The following is a 23,294-nucleotide window of genomic DNA, read 5'->3' as shown; positions in this document are numbered from 1 at the left end:
TACCTCTTCGCGCACGATCATCCTCGCCTGGCTGATGTCCGAGGGATGGACCCCTACACCTACCGGGCCGCTTCTCGCGGAGAAGGGACGTTCACAGGTGATCTGGTAGCAGGGTGGACACCGCTGTACCTCGATGATTTCCGAGGTATCACCGAAGACGGTACGTTGCGCGATGACGTCCATCCCCTAGAGCCCGCCCGGCCGGGGGAGGAGGCGCCGGTAGCGGCGATGGTCTCGGCGGCCGAGGACTTCCTCGCCGCGCTCGGCCCCGACGACCGTACTGCCGCCACCTACGCCATGGATGCGCCGGAATGGCAGACGTGGGCCAACCCCGAGTTTCTGCAATTCGATACCGGTGTACGCCTGGAGTTCCAACCCGCGGACGTCCAGCGTCGGGCGTTGGCTCTACTGGCGGCCTCGCTGAGCCCGGAAGGCTACGAACTCGCCCACGACATGATGCTCATCAACGGGTTCCTCGGCGAGTTGGTGGGCCTGCAGAGCATTCTCAACGAGTTCAGCTACAACATGGCCATATACGGCACACCTGACGTGACCTCGCCATGGGGATGGCAAATCTTCGGCCACCACATGGCCGTGAACTGTTTCGTGGTCGCGGGTCGCATGGTTGTCAGCCCCGCGTTCTTCGGCGCCGAACCGAACGAGATCGACGAGGGCGCTCGAGCCGGGGTGACAGCGTTCACGCCCCGAATCGACACGGCCATCGAGCTGATTGCCGCACTGTCCCCCGAGCAGCGTTCGTCCGCAACGACGTACGAGCGAATGGTCGATCCGTCGACGCCCCATGGGCGAGTCCATCCGGGCGACGAACGGCACCTCGCCGGTGCGTTCCAGGACAATAGAGAAATACTCTTCGAAGGCGTTCGGGTCAGCGAACTCTCGGAGGAGGCTCAGCGACTCGTGCTGGCGCTCGTCGAACAGTTCGTGGCACTGCTGCCCGATGGGCCGCGCACAGCGCGGATGCGCGAGGTCCGGGAGTGTCTCGCTGAAACCTGGTTCTCCTGGATCGGGGGACACCACCCGGGTGATGTCTTCTACTATCGGATCCAATCACCGGTCGTCATCGCCGAGCTCGATCACCACTGCGGAGTCTTTCTCGACTACGACAGCCCCAAGCCGTTCCACATCCACACCGTTCTGCGGACGCCACACGGCAACGACTACGGGCGCTCCTACCTGTCGCAATGGCGGAACGCCCAGTGATGAGCAGTGATCCGGATATCGTGGCGGGCGCTGTTGCTCGCCATCACATCGCCAACCTGCTCCACACCTACGTCGAGATCGCCGACGGTAAGGACGTCGATTCCGCGGTGGACTTGTTGGGGGATGCTCGTGTGCAGTTTCCCTCGGGCGGGTACGACGCGTCCGAGGCCGCGCGGTCGTTCTTCGCCGACCTGTGGGCGGCACCGACTCCCCACCGCCACGACGTGACCAATCTCCGGGTCGACCGGGGTCACGGTGGATTCTGGCATGCACGGGCTCACTACACTCGTTGGATCATCTCGGGAGATCCGGTCCTACACACACTCGGAACATACACACTGGTCGTGGATTCCGCGGAGTGGGCGATCACAGAATTGGTCGTCGACCGGGTGTGGACGAAAGGGTGAACCGTTGGCCAACATCGGTCGTGCGTCGGTAATCCTCGACGCGATCGCCGAAGGACGCAGGCCGCTGACGCTGACGGAACTGGCCGCCCGAACAGGGCTGCCGAGGTCGACCGTGCATCGCATCGTCAGGGTACTCGAGATCGAGTTGTTCATCGTCCGGGTGCCGGAGAGGCACGGTTATGCGCTGGGCCCGGGACTGCTGAAGTTCGGCATGAACGCGCACATGCGACTGCTGGGTGGCAACCGACCTCAGCTGGCTGCCCTGGCCCGGGAGGTCAACGAGAACGTCGAGCTCGCGGTGTTCAACGGCCGCGAACTCGTCGTCGTCGACCAACTGGCTTCCCCGGACCGGGTGCGAGGGGTCACCAAAGTCGGCAAGTCGTTCTCGTTGCACGCCAGCTGCATCGGGATGGCCTTGTTGGCGCAACTACCCGATTCTCAGGTCACCGAACTTCTGAAGAGCCCTCTGGCACGGTTCACCATCAACACCCTCACCGACATCGTCGACGTCAGAGATCGTCTCGAGGAGATCCGCAGGTCGCACGTTGCCATCGACCTCGAGGAACACGACGTCGGAATCTGTGCCGTCGCAACCGGATTCGTGGGTCCGACCGGTGCGCTACAGGCAGTGAGCGTGGTCATGCCGACCGCACGTTTCGCGAGTAAGCGCGAGCGCGCGATCGAAGGTCTGCAGCGGATGAACCCGAGCATCGACCCGTCGAGCCTCTCGACTCGCCGCTGAGATTCACGCAGCCAATGCGGGCGTCGCCTGATCGGGGAGGGTATCGGCACTCACGCGCAGGGCGCGGTCGGTGACGTACAGGCCGATCACTGCGACGAGGCAGATACCGGCCGCCGCGGCGAACGTCGAGAACAAGCCTCGCGCACCACCGGCGGCGATCGCGCCACCTCCGAGCACCGGCCCGAGGAACGCGCCGACGAAGGACGTGCCGTTGGACCATCCGAGTGCGGTGGCTCGTGCCGGAAGCGGGAAGATGTCAGCGGTGGTGGTGTGGACCAGGTTCATCGTCGAGTGGCCACCGATACCCATCAACGCCGCACACGCGACGGTGGTGGGGAGAGACAGCGGCACCACGACCATGCCGACCAGCCCCACCAACGTGCAGGAACTGGTGGCGATGGCGATCAGCGCGGAGCTGCGACGGTCGGCGGCCCACGCGGTGACGAACGATCCGAGGACTGCAGCGCCGGTGAGGGAGAAAGCGATCGACAGTGCCACGTCGAGGGAGTACCCGAGATCGACCATCGCCTGGGTGCTCCATACGTTGAGTCCCTGCCAGGCAATCATGTTCGCGATGGCGCAACCCGCGATGACGAGCGTGGCAGCCAGGCCGCGACCGGCGAACATGACACCGAGCTTGCGGCGCGTAGACCACAGTCGACCGGCCAGTTCCTGGGGAGTGTCGGTGGGCAGAGTCATGCACGCCACGACGGCCATGATGGTCAGCGCCGTCGCCGTTCCGATGAAGAACATGGGTCGCCAACCCAGTGCCGGCAGGACGGGAATGGCCAATAGCGCGGCCACGACGCCCCCGAGCGGGATACCGGCCATGGTGATGGTCACCACACGAGATGCGTGCTTCGATGCCGAGCTGTTGCGTGCCGTGGTCATGGCGGTAGTCAGCGATCCGCCGATTCCGAATCCGGTGATGAACCGGGCGAGTGCCAGCATCGGTGCGCTGACCGCCGAACCGGTCAGGATCCCGCCCAGAGCGAACAACCCGATGGCGAAGAGCAGAACCTTCTTGCGGCCGACGCGGTCGGCCAGCCACGGTGCGGCCACCGACCCCAAGATCGCGCCGACGTACACCAGGCCGCCGACGAGGCCGGCTTCTCGATCGGACAGACCCAGCGAGGTGTCGTCGAGCAGCAGCGGGACCACCGACCCGTACATGATCAGGTTGAAGCCTTCGATGACGGTGATGAACATGCACAGGGCTATGACCGCGGGGTGGGATCGGGTTTCCGCGGCCTGCGGCGAAGTGGTCACTGGCATGAGAGTTCCTCCAGGTGGTTTCGGGCTGGTGCCGGCCATCGTGCAGTGCGAATGTGATGTGGATAACCCTCACGTCGCAGAATCCGGGACACCGGTGTGACCGGCACCACCATCGAGGTCGTCGGGTGGGGTTGCGATCACGCGATCCGACCGTTTGCTGTCCCTGAAAGCGGGACGCGGGAGGTGACTCGGCCCACATCACCCCGCATCGTCGTACGAGCGCTGCACGTCCTGATCAGAAAGCCTCGGCCAGAACGGATCTGCCATGAACACCAGTCACGCATCGTTGCCCGGGACGACATCCGACGTGCTGATAGTCGGTTTCGGGCCGGTGGGGAAGTTGCTCGCCATCAAGCTGGGACAGCAAGGACTCGACGTGGTGGTCGTCGACCGCAACGCGGCCGCCTACCCGCTGCCACGAGCAGTCACGCACTGTTCCGACTTCGCTCGCATCCTGCAGTCGGTCGGCCTCGCCCCCGACACCATCCCGCACATCACCGAGCCCTATGACGACATGTACTCCTGGCGTGACCGCGACGGTCGGACGCTGGTGGAGGTCGACTGGAGTGGAAGGGGTGAATCCGACTGGTACAACACGTATTTCTTCCACCAGCCGGCACTCGAGGACGCCCTGGACGAGATCGTCGACGGGTTGGAGAACGTCCGTGTGATGCGAGGCTGGGAAGCAGTCTCGCTGTCGCACGGCGCCGAAGACGCGACGGTCGGTATGCACACCTCGGTCGGGGAGGAGATGTCGGTAACTGCCGAGTGGGTCATCGGAGCCGACGGGGCCAACAGCACGATCCGGAACCTGGCCGACATCGAATGGCACGACGACGGCTACTTCTTCGACTGGCTCGTCGTCGACGTGAAATTACGTCCAGGACTGAAGTTTCCGCACATCGCTGCGCAGAGTTGCGACAGCCGGCGCCCCTCGACCATGGTCCCCGGCGGCCCCGGCCGCCGACGCTGGGAGTTCATGCGACTGCCCCACGAGTCCACGACGGACCTCGACCGCACGGAGAAGGCATGGGAACTGCTCGCGCCCTACGGCCTTTCTCCCGACAACGCGGAACTGGAACGCCATTCGGTGTACACCTTCCAGTCGTGTTGGGCTACCGAATGGCGGCGCGGCCGTGTCGTCCTCGCCGGTGACGCCGCACATCTGATGCCTCCCTTCGCCGGTCAAGGCCTCGGGGCAGGGGCCAGGGACGTGATGAACCTGTCCTGGAAACTCGGTGCGGTCATGCGTGGGCACGCCGACGACAGTTTGATCGACACCTACGGGGCCGAACGCATCCACCACGCAGTGGCCTTCGTGAAGTTCTCCACGTCACTCGGACAGGTCATCTGTATCACCGACCCCGCCGAGGCCCATGCCCGTGACCAGCGGATGCTGTCCGAATGGAAAGCCGGCATGAAGCCACCGGCTCCTCCGCGTCCGGGTCTCGGTGACGGTGTGCACACCGGTCCATTCGGCGGCGCACTCGCCCGCCAGGGCCGGGTGCGGGTGACCGACGGCCGCGACATCGTGCTCTTCGACGATGCTTTCGACGGGCCAGGCGCGGTGATCACACGCACCGCCGACACACTTGCGACCATCACGGCTGATGCGCGTGCGTCGCTACTGGATCTGGGAATCACGTCGGTGGCGTTGTCGGGTTCCGCCGTCGCCGGCTCGGTCATCGATGACGTCGATGGCACCTACCGTCGATGGCTCGACGAACTAGGCGCGGACACCGTTCTCGTCCGCCCCGACTTCCATCTGTACGGATCGAGCGCGGCCGAGGAGACCAGCCACCTGATCACTGAATTCCTGTCCAAGGTCGGTGGCCGATCTGCCAGCGCTGTTCAGCAGAACGAGTCGACCAGCTCCGCCTACGTAAGAACGAAGGAATCATGAATCTTGCTGACGCAGACCAGTTGCTGGCCCCCACCCCGTTGCCCCTGGAAATGGGATACGAGCGGCTCGACGACGGGTCGCTGCACATCGCTACTCGAACCGACATGCACGGGTGTACCGGTGAGATGCTCGAATGGTGGTTCCGGTGGCGCTGCGATACCCAGAAGTACATCTGGTGGCACCCGATCGACCACATCTCGAGTACGTGGGCGGGAAACCTGGCAGCCGACACCCACGTCGGCAGTGAGCATATCGTCGTCGAGAAGCTGACCGGGATAGCAGCAACCGAATTGACCATTCAGTTTCGCGATCCCACCGAGTTCTTCGCACCGCACCTGTATCGACATGCCCGCGAGAACTCGGACATCAGCTGCGCTGTCACCGGCCGAATCGGCAACGGGCACACCCCGCCGCGCACAGCGGACGGCGAGGTGCTCGGGGGCCGCCTGATGCACATGGGACGAGACACCCCCTGGGGGCTTGCGCTGCGCAGCCACTTCTATCTCGGCACCGACCTCCCCGCAACAGGGCTGACACCCGTCGAGGTCGAGCGAGAAGTTCCCACGGACACGGCCGTAGCGCTGCTGCAACACGCGTACAACGAATTCACGTTCCTCTCCCGCATCCTGCCGGGGCTGCATGCCGCCGAGCACCGCGACGACCACCCGCCTGTCGCTCCCTGGTAAGTGTTCTCGGAGCCCGGAGAATGGACGACCGCCATGGCCTAGGGTTCAGCCATGACGACCCAGAACTCGTCGACGCCGTCCACTCGCCGCGTTGCGATCGCCGACGCGGTCATCGAACTCTTGGCGGAACCGGCGTCGCGGCGGGTGACGCACCGGGCCGTGGACCGCAGGCTGACGATGCCCGAAGGCTCCACGAGCGCGTACTTCCGGACACGTGCGGCTCTTCTTGCGGCCGCCGCACGGAGATTGGCCGAGTTGGATCACGCAGCGCTCGCGGAACTCGGACAACGCGCGGGCGGCGAAGCGGTTGCCGTACAGCTGCACACCGTCATCGCGGAGGTGGTGAAGGACTGGACTTCGGGGCGAGGGCGAATGCGGCAACTCGCCCGCATGGAACTACAACTCGAGGCACGAGGCCTACCGGAGCTGGCCGAAACGTTTGCCAGGCAACGCACGTCGTTCCTCCGATCGGTCGAAGAGCTCATTGCAACGGAGCAACCGGCGCTACCACCGACGGACATTCGTCTGCTCGCTTCGACGGTGGTTGCATTGATCGAAGGGTTGATCTCCGACCGTCTGTTGAATCACTCCGATGGCAGTGGGTTCGACGAAGAAGTATCGCGCGCCGTCCATCTGCTCTTGACATTCACCGGGCGCCGCCGGAGGTGACCTCGACGACATGCACGTGAACACCCTGCTCGGCGATCCGTTCGAGCTGTGACGGGTCAGCGGTCGAGTCGGTGACGAGGTGGTCGAGCCGATCCAACGCCGTCATCCTCGCGAGCGTGACCTTGCCGATCTTGGAGCCGTCGACCGCCACGATCACGCGCTGCGCGTTGGCGGCCATGGCAATCGCGGTACGTGCCTCGGCCTCGTCGTACGTCGTGGCACCGACGTCGGCAGACATACCGTCGGCGCCGAGGACAGCGGTGCCGACCGTGATGACCTGAAAGGCGTACTCGGACATGGGCCCTACTGCTTCGAGGGAGTTCGCGCGTACCAGTCCACCAGTCATGAAGACCTTCATGTGCGTGTCGACGACGCAGTCGGCCGCAATGGTGAGCGAGTTGGTCACGATGGTCATGTTCGGTCTGCCCTTGAGTGAGCGAGCGACCTCCTGAGTGGTGATTCCGCCGGTCAGTGCCACCGACTGCGGACCCGCCGGAATCAGGGCCGCTGCGCGCTGCGCGATCCGCCGCTTCGCAGCGATAGTCCGGTGGTCGCGCAGCCGCACCGGAATGTCGCTCCCACTCGGATCGAGCGCGCGAGCACCGCCGTGAGTGCGCTGCAACAGACCCTGTCCTTCGAGTTCGCTCAGGTCTCTGCGCAGCGTTGCGGGTGACACTCCCAGCTGTTCGCACAACTGCTGGGACGTGACCTCGCCCTGGTCTCGGAGCGTCGAAAGCATCGTCCGCATCCGGTCCGTTCTATTCGTCGACATCGTCGTCGCTTCCACTCTCTCTCGATTCGCTCAGTTTTATTGATCGTTTCGCCGATCCATATTGCGCGCTCCACCTGACGTTTCCATACTCGTCGAATGCAATCCACATCACACCCGACACGACAGACGACGTCGTGACGCTCACGACGACGAGAGCGCTCGTCGACTCGGCGGCGTCCCACGGGACGGCGGTCCCGGCGTTCAACGTGATCTCCCTCGAACACGCGGAAGGCGTGGTCGACGGCATCGAGAGTGCCGGATCGTCGGCCTTGCTGCAGATCAGCGAGAACACGGCGCTGTTCCACGGCGGTCGCTTCGCCCCGCTCGTCGCCGCGTGCGCGCAGATCGCCTCTCACTCGACGGCCGCCATCGCGATTCACCTCGATCACTTCCGAAGCATCGACCTGATCGAGGAGGCGATCGCAACTGCGGCCGGCCTCGGCGCCACATCGATCATGGTGGACGCTGCGCACCTGGACTACGGCGACAACATCTCGCGCACCACATCGCTCACACGTGACGCACATGCTGCCGGCCTGTGGGTCGAAGCCGAACTCGGCGAGATCGGCGGAAAGGACGGCACCGTGCTGGACGCACATGCACCAGGTGCGCGGACCGACCCGGACGACGCCGCGGCCTTCGTCGCCGCAACCGGTGTCGATGCTCTCGCGGTGGCGGTCGGCAGTTCTCACGCGATGTCTAGTCGCACAGCCCGACTCGACATCGACCTTCTTTCCCGAATCTCCGGCCGGGTATCGGTGCCGCTCGTGTTGCACGGATCGTCGGGCGTCCCCGACGACATGATCCGGTCGGCGGTCGACGCGGGCATTCGTAAGGTCAACGTCGGAACGGCACTGAATCTATCGTTCACCGCCGCAGTTCGGGGTGCGATGCGAGCGGAACCGTCTGCACTCGATCCGCGAACGTATCTCTCGGCCGGACGAGCAGCGGTGAGCGACACGGTCGCTCATTTCTGCCTATCGATCGACTTTGTTCGGGCGGTGAGCGGCCGATGACCACCGGCACTCTCGCAGACAGCCCACTGGCCGACCTGATCGCCCGGCACAAGGCCGGGGAAGCAGTCGGCATCTACTCGGTGTGCTCAGCGCACCCCACCATCGTGCGAGCGGCGATCGAGCAGGCCGCGGAGGACGGCAGCCACGTGCTGATCGAAGCCACGTCCAACCAGGTGGACCAGTACGGCGGCTACACCGGTATGCGACCCGCCGATTTCCGGTCACTCGTACTCGGCATCGCCGACGACGAGGCGTTCCCCCGCGACCGCGTCATTCTCGGTGGCGACCACCTCGGGCCCAACAGGTGGCAGGACCGACCGGCCGAGGTGGCGATGGCCGAAGCCGACGTGCTGATCGCGGCGTACGTCGAGGCGGGGTACACGAAGATCCATCTGGACTGCAGCATGTCCTGCGCCGACGACCCACCCACCCTGAGCGACGATGTCGTCGCCGGCCGAACTGCTCGGCTGCTGCGTATCGCCGAAGATGCGGCGGAGCGTGCGGGCGGTGTCCGGCCCGCATACGTGATCGGCACCGAGGTTCCGGTACCCGGGGGTGCCCACGAGACTCTCGACGCGCTGACGCCGACCCCCGCTGACCGAGCCGGAGCCACGATCGCCGCTCACAGGGCCGCGTTCGCGGCAGCGGGACTGGATGCCGTGTGGCTCAGAGTCATCGCGCTCGTGGTGCAGCCCGGCGTCGAGTTCGACCACGTCAACGTCTTCGACTACGACCGCACCGCCACTGTCGACTTACGCGCCGTTCTCGACGACGAGCAACATCTGGTCTTCGAGGCGCACTCCACCGATTACCAGAGACCCGATCGGCTCCGCGAACTCGTGGAGGATCACTGGGCGATCCTGAAGGTCGGCCCCGGTCTGACGTTCGCGATGCGGGAGGCGCTCTTCGCTCTGGCCCGGATCGAGAAGGAACTGGTGGCGGTTCCGTCCCAGTCCGCTCTCATCGAGGTCGTCGAACGCCGGATGCTGGCCGAACCCGGTCACTGGCAGTCCTACTATCACGGCGATTCGACGGCCCAGCGCACTGCGCGACGCTACAGTTACAGCGACCGTCTGCGGTACTACTGGCCCGATCCCGAGATCGACGCAGCTCGAAAGACGTTGCTCGACAACCTCGATCGCATCGGAATTCCGTTGCCGCTCATCAGTGCCTTCATGCCGGACCAGTACGCGCGGGTGCGTGCGGGCCTGCTGGACCCTCGCCCTGATGCCCTCGTCGCGGACCGCGTTCGCGACGCCATGCGCCCTTATGCCCGAGCTTGCGGCACCAGTGCCGTCCACTACTCCGACGGAGCCCAGACATGACCGACAGAACCCGACCCGCCTCGATCGCTGTACCCGCTCAGGAGGACGGCGGCGCAACAATTCTCGAGATCGGTCAGCAGCCCGAGGTGTGGCGTGAAGTCGCCGGAGGCTGGGATGCGCGCGCCGACGAGTTCCTTCGCGACCTGACCGCGCGCTCGGATCTGCGCGTCATCCTGACCGGCGCCGGCAGCAGCGCCTTCGCCGGCGAGGTCGTCGCTCCTGCTCTTCGACGCCATCTCGGCCGACGCGTCGAGGCAATTCCCACGACCAGCATCGTCGCAAGCCCGCTCGATCACCTGGAGCCCGACACTCCGACGCTCCTGGTGTCGTTCGCGCGGTCGGGCAACAGTCCCGAGAGCGTGGCGACGACCGAGCTGGCCGATGAGATCGTCAGGGAGGTATGGCATCTCGTCCTGACCTGCGACCGCGACGGGCAGCTGGCTCGGACGCACGCGGATCGAACCGACTCCGTGGTTCTGCTGATGCCGGAGCGCACCAACGACACCGGATTCGCGATGACGTCCAGCCTCACGTCGATGATGCTGTCGTGCCTGCTGCTGCTGGGTGGCATGTCGCGTCAGGACGTCGAGGCTCTCTCTCGAGCCGTCGAGCACATCATCGAGATGCAGTCGGACATCCGCGATCGTGCACGAACCAGGAACAGCACGTTCGTGTACCTCGGTGCCGGTGGACTGGAGGGCCTCGCTCGAGAATCGGCGCTCAAGTTGCTGGAACTGACCGCGGGCGAGGTATCCACATACTTCGACTCACCACTGGGCTTCCGTCACGGCCCGAAAGCCGTGCTCGACTCCGAGACTCTCGTCCTGGTCTTCGTCTCCACCGATGCGCACACTCGTCGATACGATCTCGATATCATCGCCGAGCTCCGCGCCCAGCTCGGGTCGGAGAGTGTCACGGTGATCAGTGCCGAGCCTCTCGACGACGCCGTCGTGCTTCCCGGTCTGGCGGATCTGAACGACTCCTCGGTGGCCCTGGCCTACCTCGTCTATGCGCAGTACCTGGCGCTCTTCACCTCCATCGACAGGGGTAAGACGCCGGACAACCCGTTCCCCTCCGGTGAGGTCAACCGAGTGGTCGAGGGCGTCACCATCCACCCGATGTACGACACGGTGCGGCGATGATGTCGACTACGGCTCACTTTCTCGGTGTCGACGGCGGCGGTTCGAAGACGGCCTTCGCGTTGGTCGACTCTCACGGCGTGGTGTCCGCGCGCATCACATCCGGTAGTTCCTACTATTTCAATTCCAGTTCCGATGTGATGAAACGTGTTTTGGCAGAGGGTGTCTCACAGGTCTGCGTTGCGGCCGGAATCACACCGGAGCAGATCGACGCGGCCTTCTTCGGGCTCCCCGGCTACGGGGAGGCGAGCGGGGACGTCGCCGAACTCGACGCGATGCCGGCACGCATTCTGGGACATGACCGCTACCGATGCGACAACGACATGGTGTGCGGGTGGGCGGGTTCGCTGGCAGGCGAAGACGGCATCAACGTCATCAGCGGCACCGGGTCCATGACCTACGGCGAACGCCTCGGGGCCGGGCACCGTGTCGGCGGCTGGGGTGAACTGTTCGGCGACGAGGGATCGGCGTACTGGATCGCCACCCGCGGTCTGAACGTCTTCAGCAGAATGAGTGACGGTCGCACCCCACGCGGTCCGCTGCACGGTCTGCTCGTGGAGAGGCTGGGTCTCTCGTCGGATCTCGACGCGGTGGGCCTCGTCATCGGTACGTGGGGTGGCGACCGCAGTCGAATTGCCGCACTGGCGACAACTGTGTGTGAAGCTGCGCGGCAGGGTGATTCGGAAGCGCTGGGTGTCGTGTCCAGTGCGGTCCGCGAGCTCGCGACCTTGATCGAGACCACCCGCTCTCTCCTCGGCTTCAGCGACGACGAGGTCGTTCCCGTGTCCTATTCGGGTGGAATGTTCACCGACGTCGGTTACCTGACGTCTTTTCGCGCGGCATTGGGAGAACTGCCGGCCGAGTACGACCTTCGAGTTCCCCTGCTGGACCCCGCACTCGGGGCAGCCGTCTATGCCGCCAAGGACGCCGGCACCCCGTTCAGCACCACGGCGCTCCAGCGCCTCCGCAGTACCCACACATCGACAGATGAGGTAGAGACCCATGAGTGACACACTCGTAGCCCCCCGCACCCGCAGCTGGATCTTCTATGCAGCTCTGCTGATTCTCTTCTGGGGCGTATGGGGGGCGTTCTCGGCGCTACCCGCCACCAGGTACGGCTATCCCGATCGCATGATCTACTGCATCTGGGCACTCACCATGATCATTCCCGCTGTATTCGCGCTGCGTGGAGCGACATTCGACCGGCGACGCGCAGCGACCGGTTACGGTCTGCTCATCGGGCTCACCGGCGCCGGTGGCCAGCTGCTTCTCTTCCAAGCCCTCACCATGGGGCCGGCCTACCTGATCTTCCCGATCGTGTCGATCTCGCCTGCGATCACGGTCATCATGGCCATGGTGCTTCTGCGAGAGCGGATCTCACGTCTCGCCGTGGTCGGTCTGATCGCTGCTCTCGCCGCGATCGTCCTGTTCAGCGTCACCGGTGCGGCTGCGGACGATTCGACCGGGCCGTGGTTGCTGCTGGCAGTCCTGATCTGTGTGGCGTGGGGAGTGCAGGCCTACTTCATGCGCAAGACCGCGACGATCGGGGTCGGCGCGGCCACCACCTTCGGGTGGATGGCGATCAGTGCCCTCGTTCTCATTCCCTTCGCCGTCTACTCCATGGGCGGTATACCGACCGAGTTCCCCTGGCAGGCACCAGTGTTGACCGCAGGGACCCAGATCTTGAATGCTGTCGGCGCGTTGTTCCTCGTGATGGCGTTCACTCGCGGCAAGGCCACCGTGGTCGCGCCCACCACCAATGCGCTGGCGCCCGCTCTGACCATCGTGGTGTCGCTCGTGGTCTACCAGACCGTGCCCACGCTGTACGGCGCACTGGGTATCGCCCTGGCGCTGATCGGGTCGACGTTGATGGTCTACAGCGACGAGAAGCGCGGCATGGCTCCCACCCCTGCAGTGCAGAGTGCGCACGCCGCGTCCTGACCGCGTGTTCGCCCGGTCGGTCACAGTGTCGTGCTCGCTCGGCGTATCAGTGAGACCGTCTCGCGGTCGCCCTCGGACTGTCCCTCCACCTCGCGCCCCAATGAGTGGAGTACGTCGGTAGCGATACGGCGGGCCTCGCGGGTCAGGTCGTATCCGACGGTGGACAGTGGAGGGACCAGGTACGGGGAGAACGGTGCATCGTCGACCCCGATCACCGCAAGCTGGCGCGGAACGGAAACATTCGCGTTGCGAGCAAGATGAAGCACCCGACCTGCTACCACGTCCGAGAAGGCGCACACACCAACAGTCCGACCGGAATCGGTCCACGACTCGACGATGCGGAGGTCAGCCTCCGCATCGTCGGTGAGATACGACGTTGTCGCGTGGTCCGATTCCCGGGTCAGTGAGTCGAAAGCGTGTCGGCGCGCGCGAACGAAGTCGTCGTCCTCCGATGCCCGGTCGGCGACGTAGACGAGTTTCTCGCAGCCGATGTCGATCACGTGCTGCACCTGGGTGCGCACCATGTCGAGCTGGCCGATGCCGAGTGCGTCGCGGGTCGAGGCGGACTGCAGAACCCATGCTCTGATCTCCCGCACGCCCAGCGTCTCCAACGACGCCTGATCGACAGTGGAGAGTCGCTGGAAGGTGACGACGCACGCTGCGGTGACCGACCGCAGGAGATCGCGGACATGACCCGGGTGGTCACCGACCGGATGACGCAGGAACGCCAGGCCTTCTGCAGACAATGCGGTACCGACGCCGGCGAGCAGCCGTGCGATGGGCTCACTGGTGTCCCACGTGTGCGGAACCAGAGCGACCACGATATCGCCGGTTCCTCTTCTCAGTGCGCGGGCAGCGGGGGAGGGGTTGTAGTCGAGTTGCAGTGCTGCGTCCAGCACCTTGCGGCGCGTGCTTTCCGAGATCTGCTTGTCCACCCGATTGTTCAGCACGTAGCTGACCGTCGCGCGTGACACACCTGCTGCCGTCGCCACGTCTGCGCTCGTGGTTCTTTCGGACATCGATGATCCTCGTTTCTCCTCAGCGACACCGTACGCGGGCGGAGGATTTTGTCCGAAAGCTTCACACGGAGTAGTTACACGTGTAACTTGAAGAAAACGTTCAGTTCCGGTGACAGCGACATCACCTCGACTCATGGAAAGGCGGATCGATGCGTCGGCGCACAGGCACCGTGTTCCCGCCGACCGCCTCCGGTACGCATGACGAACGGTTCGCACCGGTCGTCGCGGAATTCGAGGAACAGTTGACCTCGTTCCCGTACGGTGGCGCATCGTTGGCGATATTTGTCGATGGTGCACCGGTCGTCGATGTCTGGGGTGGCATGGCCGACGCGATGACAGGACGACCGTGGCGCCGGGACACGCTCGCCGTACCGTTCTCCTGCTCCAAGAGCGTCACCACAATTGTCGTGCTCACGCTCGTCGAACAAGGGATTCTCGAGCTCGATACCCCGCTCGCGCACTACTGGCCGGAGTTCGCCGACAGCGGGAAACTGAACATCACCATTCGAGAGGTGTTGTCGCACCGTGCCGGCCTCCCCTTGGTCGACGCGGCCCTGTCGTTCGCCGACGTGTGCGATGGTGGTCCGCTGGCCGTTGCGCTCGAGAGGCAGAAGCCGTTGTGGGAGCCCGGCACCGGTCACGGCTACCACGCACTCACTGTCGGCGCATTGATCGGTGAAGTCGTCAGGCGTGCGACGGGGGAGACCCTCGGCACGATCTTGCGTGAGCACCTCTGCGCACTGCTCGATCTCGACTTGTGGATCGGCCTCCCCCCTGTCCACCACAGCCGAGTGGCTACGGTTCTGCCGCCGTCTCCCGCGGATTACATCCCGGCGCTGCATGATCCGGTTCTCGACTACCTGCGGGCGGACGACCGAGTTCTGCAAGCCCTCACTCTCGGCGGCGCCGTTCGTATCCCGGTCGTCGGGCTGATCACGGAAACCGACTGGAACGACCCGCAATTGTGGGCGGCGGAATTGCCGGCCGGCAACGCGATGGCGACCGCACGAAGCCTGGCGAAACTCCATGCCGCCTTGGTGTCCGAGACGGCTGCTCTGTCGGGCACCCCGATCCCTCCGATCCTGAGCCCGTCGACGCTGCGCGACTCCCGCGAGTGCGCCAGTGACGGCGCGCCCGTCATCGGGCCGGATTCCGGTCCGTTCCATCGATGGGGAACAGGTTTCATGCTGTCCAGCGACGCACGGCCCATGCTGTCCGAGAAAAGCTTCGGGCACGATGGCGCCGCGGGCGGACTGTGTTTCGCCGACGACGATCATCGTGTGGGTTTCGCCTTCCTCCCCAGTGTGATGGGGGCGGGGCCCGACACTCGCGCCGATCGAATCGTCGATCAGCTTCGTACTTGCATCACGCGATGACGGCCGCCGACCGGGCGCCCGTTCCGACCGAGGAGGACCTCCATGCCCGTCGATCCCTTCCTTGCTCCGCTGCTCTCCCAGCTGCCGCCGTTCCCCGACCATATCGACGACTTCGAGGAGTTGCGCGCAACGGAGAAGGCGGCCGGTGACGTCCTCGCCCAGCAGGTCGCGGAACCCGGCCCCGAGGTCGCGGACGTACGTGAAGACTTCGTCCCTGTCGACGGCGGTAGCATCAAAGTCCGCATCTACGAGCCCTTCGGCGACGGGCCGCATCCGGTTCACCTGTATCTGCACGGAGGCGGGTGGATCGGCGGCACCATCGACTCGGCGGCCGTGGACATCGTTGCGAGAGAACGGTGCGTCGGAGCGGCATGCGTGGTTGTCACCGCCGAGTACCGCAAGGCACCCGAGCACCCGTATCCCACCGGTTTCGACGATGCGTACGCGACACTCACGTGGATCGCAGAACACAGCGGCGACCTCGGTGTCCGACCGGACGCAGTGACCATCGGCGGTGGATCGGCCGGGGCAAATCTCGCTGCGGCCGTCGCCCTGCGCGCACGGGACGAGAACGGGCCTTCCATCGCGTTCCAGTTGCTCGAGGTGCCGGCGCTGGACCTCACCTTCGGATCCGCGTCCGTCACCGAGTACGGACAGGGTTACGGGCTCACAGAGGACGCTTTCCGCCGGATCGCGTCCTATTACCTGCCCGATCCCAGCGTCGCATCCGACCCATACGTGTCCCCGCTGAAAGCGGCCAGCCTTGCCGGTCTACCGCCGGTGCACATCATGTCCTCGGAATACGACCCGGTGCGTGATGACGGTGAGCGGTACGCCCGACGGCTGGTCGAGGACGGGGTGGATGCGTCATTCTCCCTGCAGGCGGGGCACATCCACATTTCGTCGGCATTCACGAAGGTGATGGAGTCGGCGCGGGCATGGCGAGCGGAAGCGGTGGCGACCCTGAAGCACGTTCACGATACGGTCGGTGCAACCGTCGACTGATCGTCTCGTTCCCGGCCTGGTAGGCGTGGTGCTCAGTCACCGTTGATCTGCAGATCCGCCGCACGTTGTGCTGCCATCACCACGGTGGCGTGGGGTCCGCGCGAGACCGGCGCCGGGAACATCGAGGCATCGACGACGGACAGCCCGCGAGTGCCTCTCACCCGCCCTGTCGAACCGACGACCGCGAGCACATCGTCGTCCGCACCCATACGCGCACTGCACATCGTGTGCAGTGATCCGCCCGGGGACACCTTCGGGCCGACCATGGGATCCGTGATGTCCGACGCCACTGTCGACGCTGCCAGAATGTCGGTCGCCAGGGCGATTCCACCTCGCAGAGCTTCGCGGTCCGCAGCAGTATCCAGATAGCGGTGATCGACATTCGGCACCGAGAACGGATCGTCGGACGTCACGTCGACTGTCCCTCGCGCGTCGGGTGTCATGTGCGCGACGCCGATGGCCGGCAACATCGGCGGTAGCCCGGGAATCAGATGGTCGAACGACGATGTGTACGGGCGGATCTCGATCGGACCGGAGTGCAGTACGACCTGCAGAGGTGTCCCGCGGTCGGAGCCGTCGGGTGCGGTTCTCGGCAGGTAGGTGATCGTGATCTCGGGGTGGTCTGCCATGCCGGCCCCGACTCCCGGGAGATGCTGCACGACCGGTATACCCACTCGTCGAAGGGTGTCGGCATGACCGATCCCGGAGTGCATCAGGAGGTTCGGCGTGCGGACTGCTCCGGCAGCGAGCACCACCCGGTCGGCGTGGACGACGAAGGGGCCGTCGTCGTCGCGGCCGGTGACCCCGATGACCCTGTCGCCGTCGAACAGGAGGCGCGCCACCTGCGAGCGTCCCCGAACGGTGATCCTGTCGGCAACGGGCGAGAGGTAGGCCTCGGCCATCGAGATCCTCTGCCCATCACGCACGTTCGACGGGACCGCGCCTATACCGTCGCCCACCGTGGGTGCGTTGAGGTCGCCGAGGTGTCGGTGCCCTGATGCCACACCTGAATGGAGGAATGCCTGTGCGATGGGCGCACTGATCGAACGTGTCACCGGTACCGGACCGGTCGAGCCGTGATGATCGGCGTCTCCGAAGTCGTGGTCGGCCTCGATGCGGTTGTAGTACCGGGCGACGGTCTTTCGATCCCACAGGTCTTGCGGCCAGGTATCGAAGTCGGAGAGGGGTGCGCGCACGAAGTAGGCCCCGTTGACGGCACCGGATCCACCGAGCACACGTCCACGCGTTGCGACGACATGTCGATCTCCCGTCGTCCGCGCCGAGATCGGATCGGTGTACGGCGACTCGGGGCCGATAGGCATGCGCCGAACGTCCGTCAGGTCGGGTGGCCGCGAGTCGTGGCCGGCTGCAGGCAGGAAGACGGGGCCGACCTCGATGACCATCACCGAGGCCCCCGCCCGCGCGAACGTCGCCGCGGCGACGCAGCCTGCGCTGCCGCCGCCGACGATGATCACGTCAACCACGGGGTGGTCTCGCCGTCACCGGAGGATTCCGCGGTCGTCGGGTGTCCATCGTCGGACAGCCGAGACGAGGCGTTGTCCGAGTCCTGCGAGCAGGTCGGCGCCCTCGGCCGGTGTCGCGCCGCTGGGGTCTCCGAGTACGCCGGACGGGGACACGCTCGCGACGCCGGAGGTCGACAGTCGCTCCATGAGTGTGGAGATGGGATCAGTGTTGCCGACGACCGCAGCCTCGATGTCGACCTGATCGGGTGCGATGTGCAGCATCAACGACGTTTCGGTACGTCCGGCGTGGGCATCACCGCCGGGGACCCAGCACGGAAACCAGGCCACGTCACGGCCCTCGTAGCGCAGGAGCGTAACCGCGTCGGCCAAGGCGGATCCGTTACCACCGTGGCCGTTCACGAAGATCACCCGGTCGGCCCACCGGCAGATCGAGCGGCCGTACTCGACGATGACCGTGCTCAGAGCTGTGCGGCCGAGCGAGACGGTGCCGGGGAAGCCCTCGTGTTCTCCGCTCGCCCCGTAGGCAAGTGCGGGGGCGATCCACGCATCGGACATAGCGGAAGCCACCTCCTCAGCGATCATGGTGTCCGTGGTCAACGGTAGGTGGGGTCCGTGTTGCTCCACCGACCCCACCGGCACGACCACCAACCCGCCGTCGACGTTCGGCCACGGCACGGACCCGAGATCAGCCATGTCAGCGGGCGCGCACAGCCTGATCGCCGGTAGCTCCCAACGCTCTGACGAAGCCGTCGGGCACAACGATGTCATCGGGGCGCAGTTCGGTGATCGAACTCTTGCCCATGCCGAGCAGCGCGCTGTCGATTCCCATCCGCAGGATGTCGAAGACGTTCTCCACGCCGGCCTGACCGTTCGCGGCGAGACCCCACAGGTAAGCGCGGCCGATCATGACCGAACGGGCGCCGAGGGCTACAGCTTTGACGACGTCGCTGCCGCGGCGGATCCCGCCGTCGAGGAGCACTTCGATCTGATCGCCGACAGCCTCGGCGACGGCAGGCAGCATGCGGATCGTGGCGGGGGTGCCATCGAGGTTGTTGCCGCCGTGGTTGGAGACGGAGATGGCGGAAAAGCCGGCGTCGACGGCGCGGCGGGCGTCGTCGACGCGGGAGATGCCCTTGAGCATGAACGGGCCGGCCCACTGCGCACGGAGCCAGGCGATGTCCTCCCAGGACGGCGGCGGGGTGCGCTGCCACATGCCGTAGGCACCGAAGAACGTCGGCGGCTGCGGTGCGCCGGCGGGCAGGATGTTCGGCGTCGTCAGGTCCGGAATGCGGCCCGACTTGGCGAACTTGTAGAGCCACACCGGGCGAATGAGGCCCTCGGGGGCGAACTTGGCCATGGCGGTGAGGTTCATCGTCTCCGGGATGGCGGGGCTACCCCAGTCGCGGCCGTAGGAGAACGACCAGTCGAGCGTGAGGATGATTCCCACTGCGCCTGCGGCTTTCGCCCGTTCCATGCGGGCGACCATCTCCTCGCGGGTACCGAGCCAGTAGACCTGGAACAACGTCTGCGAGTTGACGGCGGCGACGTCCTCGACCGACTTGGAGGCGAATGAGGACAGCCCCATGATGGTGCCGCGGGCGGCGGCGGCGCGGGCGACGGCGATTTCACCTTCGGGATCCACCGCCTGCACGCCGGTGGGGGAAATGATCACCGGCATCGAGATGTGTTGTCCCATCACCGTCGTCGACTGGTCACGCACATGCGCGTGACCGGCGACCCGGGGTGCGAAACCGAGTTCGCCGAACGCTGCCATGTTGTCGTCGTAGGTGCTGCCGCGTTCGGAGCCGGCTATCAGCGCCGAGTACACCGACGGGGGGAGACGCTTCTTCGCTCGTCGCTGCATCTCGGCGACGGTCTCCATCCACGGGTTTCTCGCCCACGGGTTGTGGGCTTGGATGTCGCGGAGTTTCACTGGACACCCCCACCGAATGTCATACCCGCGAGAGGATTCTCGTCACAGAGGGTGGCAGGCGCGCCGTCCCGGCGGGTGAGCAGCGTCAACGGCACCGACGCCTTCGGGATGGACCGCTTCCCGGTGCGGGAGTGGTCGACGCTCGACTTCGGGACGGCGCCGCGGTCGGCGGCGAGGGCGGATTCGCCGTAGCCCTGCACACATTCGGGGTCGGGGCCGTCCATGGGGAGCCCGGTGAAGAACTTCGCGGCCATGCATCCGCCGCGGCAGGCGTCGAAGTGCGCGCACTTGGTGCACGCGCCCGACGTCTGCGGGGACCGTAGTTCCTGGAACAGTTCCGAGGTCTGCCAAACGGCTTGGAAGCCGCCCATATCGGAGGTGGCGCCGCGGACGATGTTGCCGGCGAGGAACTGTTCGTGGATGGCGAAGGGGCAGGCGTAGACATCGCCGATCGGGTCGATCAGGCACACCACTCGTCCTGCGCCGCAAAGGTTGAGCCCCGGCAGGGCGTCGCCGAAGGCGGAGAGGTGAAAGAACGAATCGCCGGTGAGCACTCCGTCGCCGTTGGCGACGAGCCAGTCGTAGAGTTCGCGCTGCTGTCCGGCGGTGGGGTGCAGGTCGTCCCACACGTCCGCGCCGCGACCGGACGGACGCAGGCGGGTGATGCGCAAGGTGGCGTCGTAGGCGTCGGCAAGGGCCTTGAACTCGTCGAGCTGGGAGACGTTGTGGCGGGTGACGACGACGGAGATCTTCGCGTCGCGGAACCCGGCGTCCTTCAGGTTCTTCAGGGCGCGGACGGCCATGTCGAACGAGCCGGGGCCGCGGACGGCGTCGTTGACCTCGGCGGTGGCGCCGTCGATGGAGATCTGCACGTCGACGTAGTCGGAGGCGGCGAGTCGGGCGGCGACCTTCTCGTCGATCTTGACGCCGTTGGTGGAGAACTTGACGCCCACCTGGTGGGCGGTGGCGTAGTCGACGAGTTCCCAGAAGTCGGATCTGACGGTGGGTTCGCCGCCGCCGATGTTGACGTAGAAGACCTGCATCTTCTGCAGTTCGTCGATGATGGATTTGCACTGCTCGGTGGAGACGCGACCAGCATCGACGACATCGCGGAGGCAGCAGACATCGCTCGCCGCACCTTCTTCCGCTACTTCGCCTCCAAGAACGCCGTGCCCTGGGGAGACTTCGACGCCGGGCTTCACGTTCTGCAGCGTCTGCTCGACGAGATGCCTGACTCCATGTCAGTGCCCGATGCGGTGATGGCTGCGCTGTTGCAGTTCAACTCGTTTCCTGACGAGGAACGCGACGTGCACCGGGTCAGAATGCGACTGATCTTCGAGGTGCCCGCCCTGCAGGCGTACTCGATGGTCATGTACCAGGGATGGCGGGCCGTCATCGCGGGTTTCGTGGCCACTCGTGAGGGTCTCGGTCCGAACGACCTCTATCCACGGACCGCCGGCTGGCTAGCGCTCGGCGTGGCGATTTCCGCGTAAGAACAGTGGCTTGCCGACGATGGAGCCGCATTGTCGGCCTTGTTGCGACGGGCTTCCGAACCGCTGTACCACGGCTTGCGTCGCGTGCCTGAATCCTAATTGCGTCTACGAGCGAGGCAAGGGCCCCACCCGGTGAACCATCGCTCAACGAGATGGACTGTCAGGCAGCGTGATACAGATGCAGTGAGAGCGACGCATGGGATTTCCGGTGGCACGAGAGAGTCACACGTTGCGACAGACGGAGGTGGGCTCAGGCGGACGGCGGTGGATGTATCAGCAGGAACCCTTCGCCTGCTTCCAGGTCGGGAGCGGCCCGCAGTAACCGTGCGCCGAGGACCGACACACGTGCCGGTGGGCAACCCGCGGGTCCTCGACGTGGAGGTCGAGGTGGACCTGCTGCGGCGAACCGTTCGGCCAGCCCGGTGGAACGTGGCCCGGTGCCAGTTGCACTCCGATGCGCCACTGCCCGGCAGAATCGATCACGGTGTGCCACCGTTCGTTCTCGAGAACACGTCCGTCGAGCACCCCCGCCCAGAACGCGCTTTCGGCGTGGAGGTTGGCTGCGTCGAACACGACGACCTGGCGGACGATCCGCATGGCCACGGATGCTACACACGGCAACAACAGATCGAGAGGTGTTCGCATCCTCGGGTGATCGACCACCCGGTCAATGGCGAACCGCTTGTCCCCCTGCACGGTATCGCCGGGTCGGGGTCTTTCGGCAAGACCCCCTGCGCCCTGCACAACCGCCTGGCGCATCACCGAGTGGAAGCCCGGAACCACCGCAGCCGGACGATAGCCTTTCGCTACGTCCGTCGGCGACCGCGGAAGAAGGTGCGGAGCTCCCGGACGAGGATCTCCGGTTCCTCCATTGCGGCGAAATGTCCACCGTGGTCGACGTCTGTCCACCGCTGCACGTCGTGCTCGTGTTCCGAGAACCGCCGGATGCCGATGTCGTGTGCGAGTTGCAGGAATCCGGTGGGGACACCGGACGGCTCCGGGGCCGGTCCCCACGCCGAGGTGGCGTACCCGGTGTAGGCGCTGGTGCCGGCGGTGCCGGTGAACCAGTACAGCGACACGTGATCGAGCACCCGATCGGCACCCAGCACGTCCTCCGGCAGTGCGTCGATCGGCCAGGTCCACGCCGCGAACTTGTCCACCATCCACGCCAGCTGCCCCACAGGGGAGTCGGTCAACCCGTACGCGAGGGTCTGCGGGCGCGTCGACTGCATCGCGATGTAGCCGTACTCGGTGCGCATGAACTCCCCGACCCGGGCCAGCCGATTCCGTTCGAGATCCGTCAGTGCGCTCAGTGTGTCGTCGTCGACGGACTCCGGAGCCCTGAAGGTCTGCGAGCCGTTGATGTGCACGCCCACCACCCGGTCGGGTGTGTGCCGTGCGACCGCGGGGAAGACGGCGGCGCCGATGTCGCCGCCCTGCACCGCGAACTTCTCGTACCCCAGCTCGGTCATCAAGCTCACCCACGCTGCTGCGATGCGGTCGGTGTCCCACGGTTCGCGTGTGGGGCCGAGAGGGTGAACCCGGGCAGTGAGGGAACGACGACGTCGAAAGCGTCGAAAGTGTCGGCAGGGTCGGCCGGATCGGTGAGCGTGTCGATGATGTCGAGGAACTCGAACACCGACCCGGGCCACCCGTGCGTGAGGATCAGCGGCAGGGCACCGGGGTGCGGGGATCGGACGTGGACGAAGTGGATGCGTGTGCCGTCGATGCTGGTGGTGAACTGCGGGAACGCGTTCAGGCGCGCTTCGCGGGCCCGCCAGTCGTAGTCGATTCGCCACGGGCCGGCGAGATGCCTTAGATAGTGCACCGGCACACCGGCACACCGGCACACCGGCACACCGGCACACCGGCACACCGGCACACCGGC

General features: G+C 65.6%; 23 protein-coding genes and 1 pseudogene. 14 read left to right on the top strand and 10 right to left on the bottom strand.

Translation table 11 applies throughout. From position 1 onward, the window contains the following. Window positions 1-45: 45 nt before the first annotated feature. From QRN16_RS20245 to QRN16_RS20235, 3 genes are read left to right on the top strand one after another with little or no spacing between them, the layout of a single operon-like run. Window positions 46-1,221 carry a DUF3500 domain-containing protein gene (locus QRN16_RS20245; protein WP_285189491.1) on the top strand — a complete coding sequence of 392 codons (1,176 nt, stop codon included), beginning with the start codon at window positions 46-48 and terminating at the stop codon, window positions 1,219-1,221. Next, complete coding sequence (locus tag QRN16_RS20240) at window positions 1,221-1,628, top strand: nuclear transport factor 2 family protein (protein WP_285189490.1); 408 nt, start codon at window positions 1,221-1,223, stop codon at window positions 1,626-1,628. Before QRN16_RS20245 ends, QRN16_RS20240 begins: the two co-directional genes overlap by 1 nt. 4 nt (window positions 1,629-1,632) lie before the next feature. Continuing rightward, a complete protein-coding gene (locus QRN16_RS20235) occupies window positions 1,633-2,370 on the top strand; it encodes an IclR family transcriptional regulator (RefSeq protein ID WP_285189487.1) in 738 nt (245 codons plus the stop codon). Between the two features lie 3 nt (window positions 2,371-2,373). Here QRN16_RS20235 and QRN16_RS20230 read toward each other — a convergent pair whose 3' ends face one another. Then, window positions 2,374-3,645, bottom strand: coding sequence for an MFS transporter (locus QRN16_RS20230; protein WP_285189485.1), 1,272 nt, complete (start codon window positions 3,643-3,645; stop codon window positions 2,374-2,376). 265 nt (window positions 3,646-3,910) lie between these two features. Between QRN16_RS20230 and mhpA the strand changes: the two genes are divergently transcribed. Genes mhpA through QRN16_RS20215 form a run of 3 tightly spaced genes read left to right on the top strand, consistent with a single transcriptional unit; the run spans window position 3,911 to window position 6,903 of the window. Beyond that, window positions 3,911-5,548, top strand: a complete 1,638-nt coding sequence (mhpA, locus tag QRN16_RS20225; RefSeq protein WP_285189482.1) for a bifunctional 3-(3-hydroxy-phenyl)propionate/3-hydroxycinnamic acid hydroxylase MhpA — start codon at window positions 3,911-3,913, stop codon at window positions 5,546-5,548. Further along, window positions 5,545-6,234: a DAPG hydrolase family protein gene (locus QRN16_RS20220; protein ID WP_285189479.1), complete on the top strand. Its 690-nt coding sequence runs from the start codon at window positions 5,545-5,547 to the stop codon at window positions 6,232-6,234. Before mhpA ends, QRN16_RS20220 begins: the two co-directional genes overlap by 4 nt. A gap of 51 nt (window positions 6,235-6,285) precedes the next feature. Then, window positions 6,286-6,903 (top strand): TetR/AcrR family transcriptional regulator, encoded by a 618-nt coding sequence (locus tag QRN16_RS20215; protein ID WP_285189477.1) that lies wholly within the window; start codon window positions 6,286-6,288, stop codon window positions 6,901-6,903. On the opposite strand, the gene QRN16_RS20210 is transcribed toward QRN16_RS20215, so the two are convergent. Then, window positions 6,881-7,642 (bottom strand): DeoR/GlpR family DNA-binding transcription regulator, encoded by a 762-nt coding sequence (locus QRN16_RS20210; protein ID WP_285189475.1) that lies wholly within the window; start codon window positions 7,640-7,642, stop codon window positions 6,881-6,883. The two genes, QRN16_RS20215 and QRN16_RS20210, sit on opposite strands and share 23 nt — an antisense overlap. Window positions 7,643-7,809: 167 nt before the next feature. On the opposite strand from QRN16_RS20210, the gene QRN16_RS20205 reads away from it, so the two are divergent. Genes QRN16_RS20205 through QRN16_RS20185 form a run of 5 tightly spaced genes read left to right on the top strand, consistent with a single transcriptional unit; the run spans window position 7,810 to window position 13,096 of the window. Continuing rightward, a complete protein-coding gene (locus QRN16_RS20205; RefSeq protein WP_285189473.1) occupies window positions 7,810-8,691 on the top strand; it encodes a class II fructose-bisphosphate aldolase in 882 nt (293 codons plus the stop codon). Further along, entirely contained in the window at window positions 8,688-10,016 is a 1,329-nt protein-coding gene (locus tag QRN16_RS20200; protein ID WP_285189471.1) for a D-tagatose-bisphosphate aldolase, class II, non-catalytic subunit, read from the top strand. The genes QRN16_RS20205 and QRN16_RS20200 overlap by 4 nt, the downstream gene beginning before the upstream one ends. Then, window positions 10,013-11,158 carry an SIS domain-containing protein gene (locus QRN16_RS20195; protein ID WP_285189469.1) on the top strand — a complete coding sequence of 382 codons (1,146 nt, stop codon included), beginning with the start codon at window positions 10,013-10,015 and terminating at the stop codon, window positions 11,156-11,158. The genes QRN16_RS20200 and QRN16_RS20195 overlap by 4 nt, the downstream gene beginning before the upstream one ends. Continuing rightward, window positions 11,155-12,165 carry an N-acetylglucosamine kinase gene (locus tag QRN16_RS20190; protein WP_350310221.1) on the top strand — a complete coding sequence of 337 codons (1,011 nt, stop codon included), beginning with the start codon at window positions 11,155-11,157 and terminating at the stop codon, window positions 12,163-12,165. Before QRN16_RS20195 ends, QRN16_RS20190 begins: the two co-directional genes overlap by 4 nt. Next, complete coding sequence (locus tag QRN16_RS20185; protein WP_285189468.1) at window positions 12,158-13,096, top strand: DMT family transporter; 939 nt, start codon at window positions 12,158-12,160, stop codon at window positions 13,094-13,096. Before QRN16_RS20190 ends, QRN16_RS20185 begins: the two co-directional genes overlap by 8 nt. A gap of 20 nt (window positions 13,097-13,116) precedes the next feature. Here the strand turns inward: QRN16_RS20185 and QRN16_RS20180 are convergent, their stop codons facing one another. Further along, window positions 13,117-14,115 carry a LacI family DNA-binding transcriptional regulator gene (locus tag QRN16_RS20180; RefSeq protein WP_285189466.1) on the bottom strand — a complete coding sequence of 333 codons (999 nt, stop codon included), beginning with the start codon at window positions 14,113-14,115 and terminating at the stop codon, window positions 13,117-13,119. A gap of 170 nt (window positions 14,116-14,285) precedes the next feature. Between QRN16_RS20180 and QRN16_RS20175 the strand changes: the two genes are divergently transcribed. Together QRN16_RS20175 and QRN16_RS20170 are read left to right on the top strand one after the other, a co-directional pair. Then, entirely contained in the window at window positions 14,286-15,491 is a 1,206-nt protein-coding gene (locus QRN16_RS20175) for a serine hydrolase domain-containing protein (protein ID WP_285189464.1), read from the top strand. 42 nt (window positions 15,492-15,533) lie between these two features. Continuing rightward, complete coding sequence (locus QRN16_RS20170; RefSeq protein WP_285189461.1) at window positions 15,534-16,496, top strand: alpha/beta hydrolase; 963 nt, start codon at window positions 15,534-15,536, stop codon at window positions 16,494-16,496. 32 nt (window positions 16,497-16,528) lie between these two features. On the opposite strand, the gene mftG is transcribed toward QRN16_RS20170, so the two are convergent. The 4 genes and pseudogenes from mftG to mftC all read right to left on the bottom strand — a co-directional run. Then, complete coding sequence (gene mftG / locus QRN16_RS20165) at window positions 16,529-17,980, bottom strand: mycofactocin dehydrogenase MftG (RefSeq protein ID WP_285189460.1); 1,452 nt, start codon at window positions 17,978-17,980, stop codon at window positions 16,529-16,531. Window positions 17,981-17,995: 15 nt separating this feature from the next. Continuing rightward, window positions 17,996-18,673, bottom strand: coding sequence for a mycofactocin biosynthesis peptidyl-dipeptidase MftE (gene mftE, locus QRN16_RS20160; protein WP_285189458.1), 678 nt, complete (start codon window positions 18,671-18,673; stop codon window positions 17,996-17,998). Between the two features lies 1 nt (window position 18,674). Next, on the bottom strand, window positions 18,675-19,862 hold the full coding sequence (gene mftD / locus QRN16_RS20155) for a pre-mycofactocin synthase MftD (RefSeq protein WP_285189456.1): 1,188 nt from the start codon (window positions 19,860-19,862) through the stop codon (window positions 18,675-18,677). Window positions 19,863-19,909: 47 nt separating this feature from the next. After that, window positions 19,910-21,004, bottom strand: a pseudogene (gene mftC / locus QRN16_RS20150) (mycofactocin radical SAM maturase); the annotation flags it as partial. On the opposite strand from mftC, the gene QRN16_RS20145 reads away from it, so the two are divergent. Beyond that, window positions 20,951-21,406 (top strand): acyl-CoA-like ligand-binding transcription factor, encoded by a 456-nt coding sequence (locus QRN16_RS20145; protein WP_285189543.1) that lies wholly within the window; start codon window positions 20,951-20,953, stop codon window positions 21,404-21,406. The pseudogene mftC and the gene QRN16_RS20145 overlap by 54 nt on opposite strands. A gap of 273 nt (window positions 21,407-21,679) precedes the next feature. On the opposite strand, the gene QRN16_RS20140 is transcribed toward QRN16_RS20145, so the two are convergent. The 3 genes from QRN16_RS20140 to QRN16_RS20130 form a co-directional block, all read right to left on the bottom strand. Further along, the gene (locus QRN16_RS20140) at window positions 21,680-22,189 is read right to left on the bottom strand and encodes a VOC family protein (protein WP_285189454.1); all 510 of its coding nucleotides are present in this window, start codon (window positions 22,187-22,189) and stop codon (window positions 21,680-21,682) included. A 23-nt stretch (window positions 22,190-22,212) separates the two neighbouring features. Continuing rightward, complete coding sequence (locus tag QRN16_RS20135) at window positions 22,213-22,887, bottom strand: alpha/beta hydrolase (protein WP_285189452.1); 675 nt, start codon at window positions 22,885-22,887, stop codon at window positions 22,213-22,215. Beyond that, a partial coding sequence (locus tag QRN16_RS20130) for an epoxide hydrolase family protein (RefSeq protein WP_285189450.1) occupies window positions 22,884-23,294 on the bottom strand: 411 nt, incomplete at its 5' end. The genes QRN16_RS20130 and QRN16_RS20135, both read right to left, overlap by 4 nt.

It is taken from the genome of Rhodococcus sp. MEB041, from assembly GCF_030208955.1.
Lineage (GTDB): Bacteria > Actinomycetota > Actinomycetes > Mycobacteriales > Mycobacteriaceae > Rhodococcoides.
Note: the sequence above shows the minus strand (reverse complement) of the source record. Positions and strands in the feature narration are given on the sequence as shown.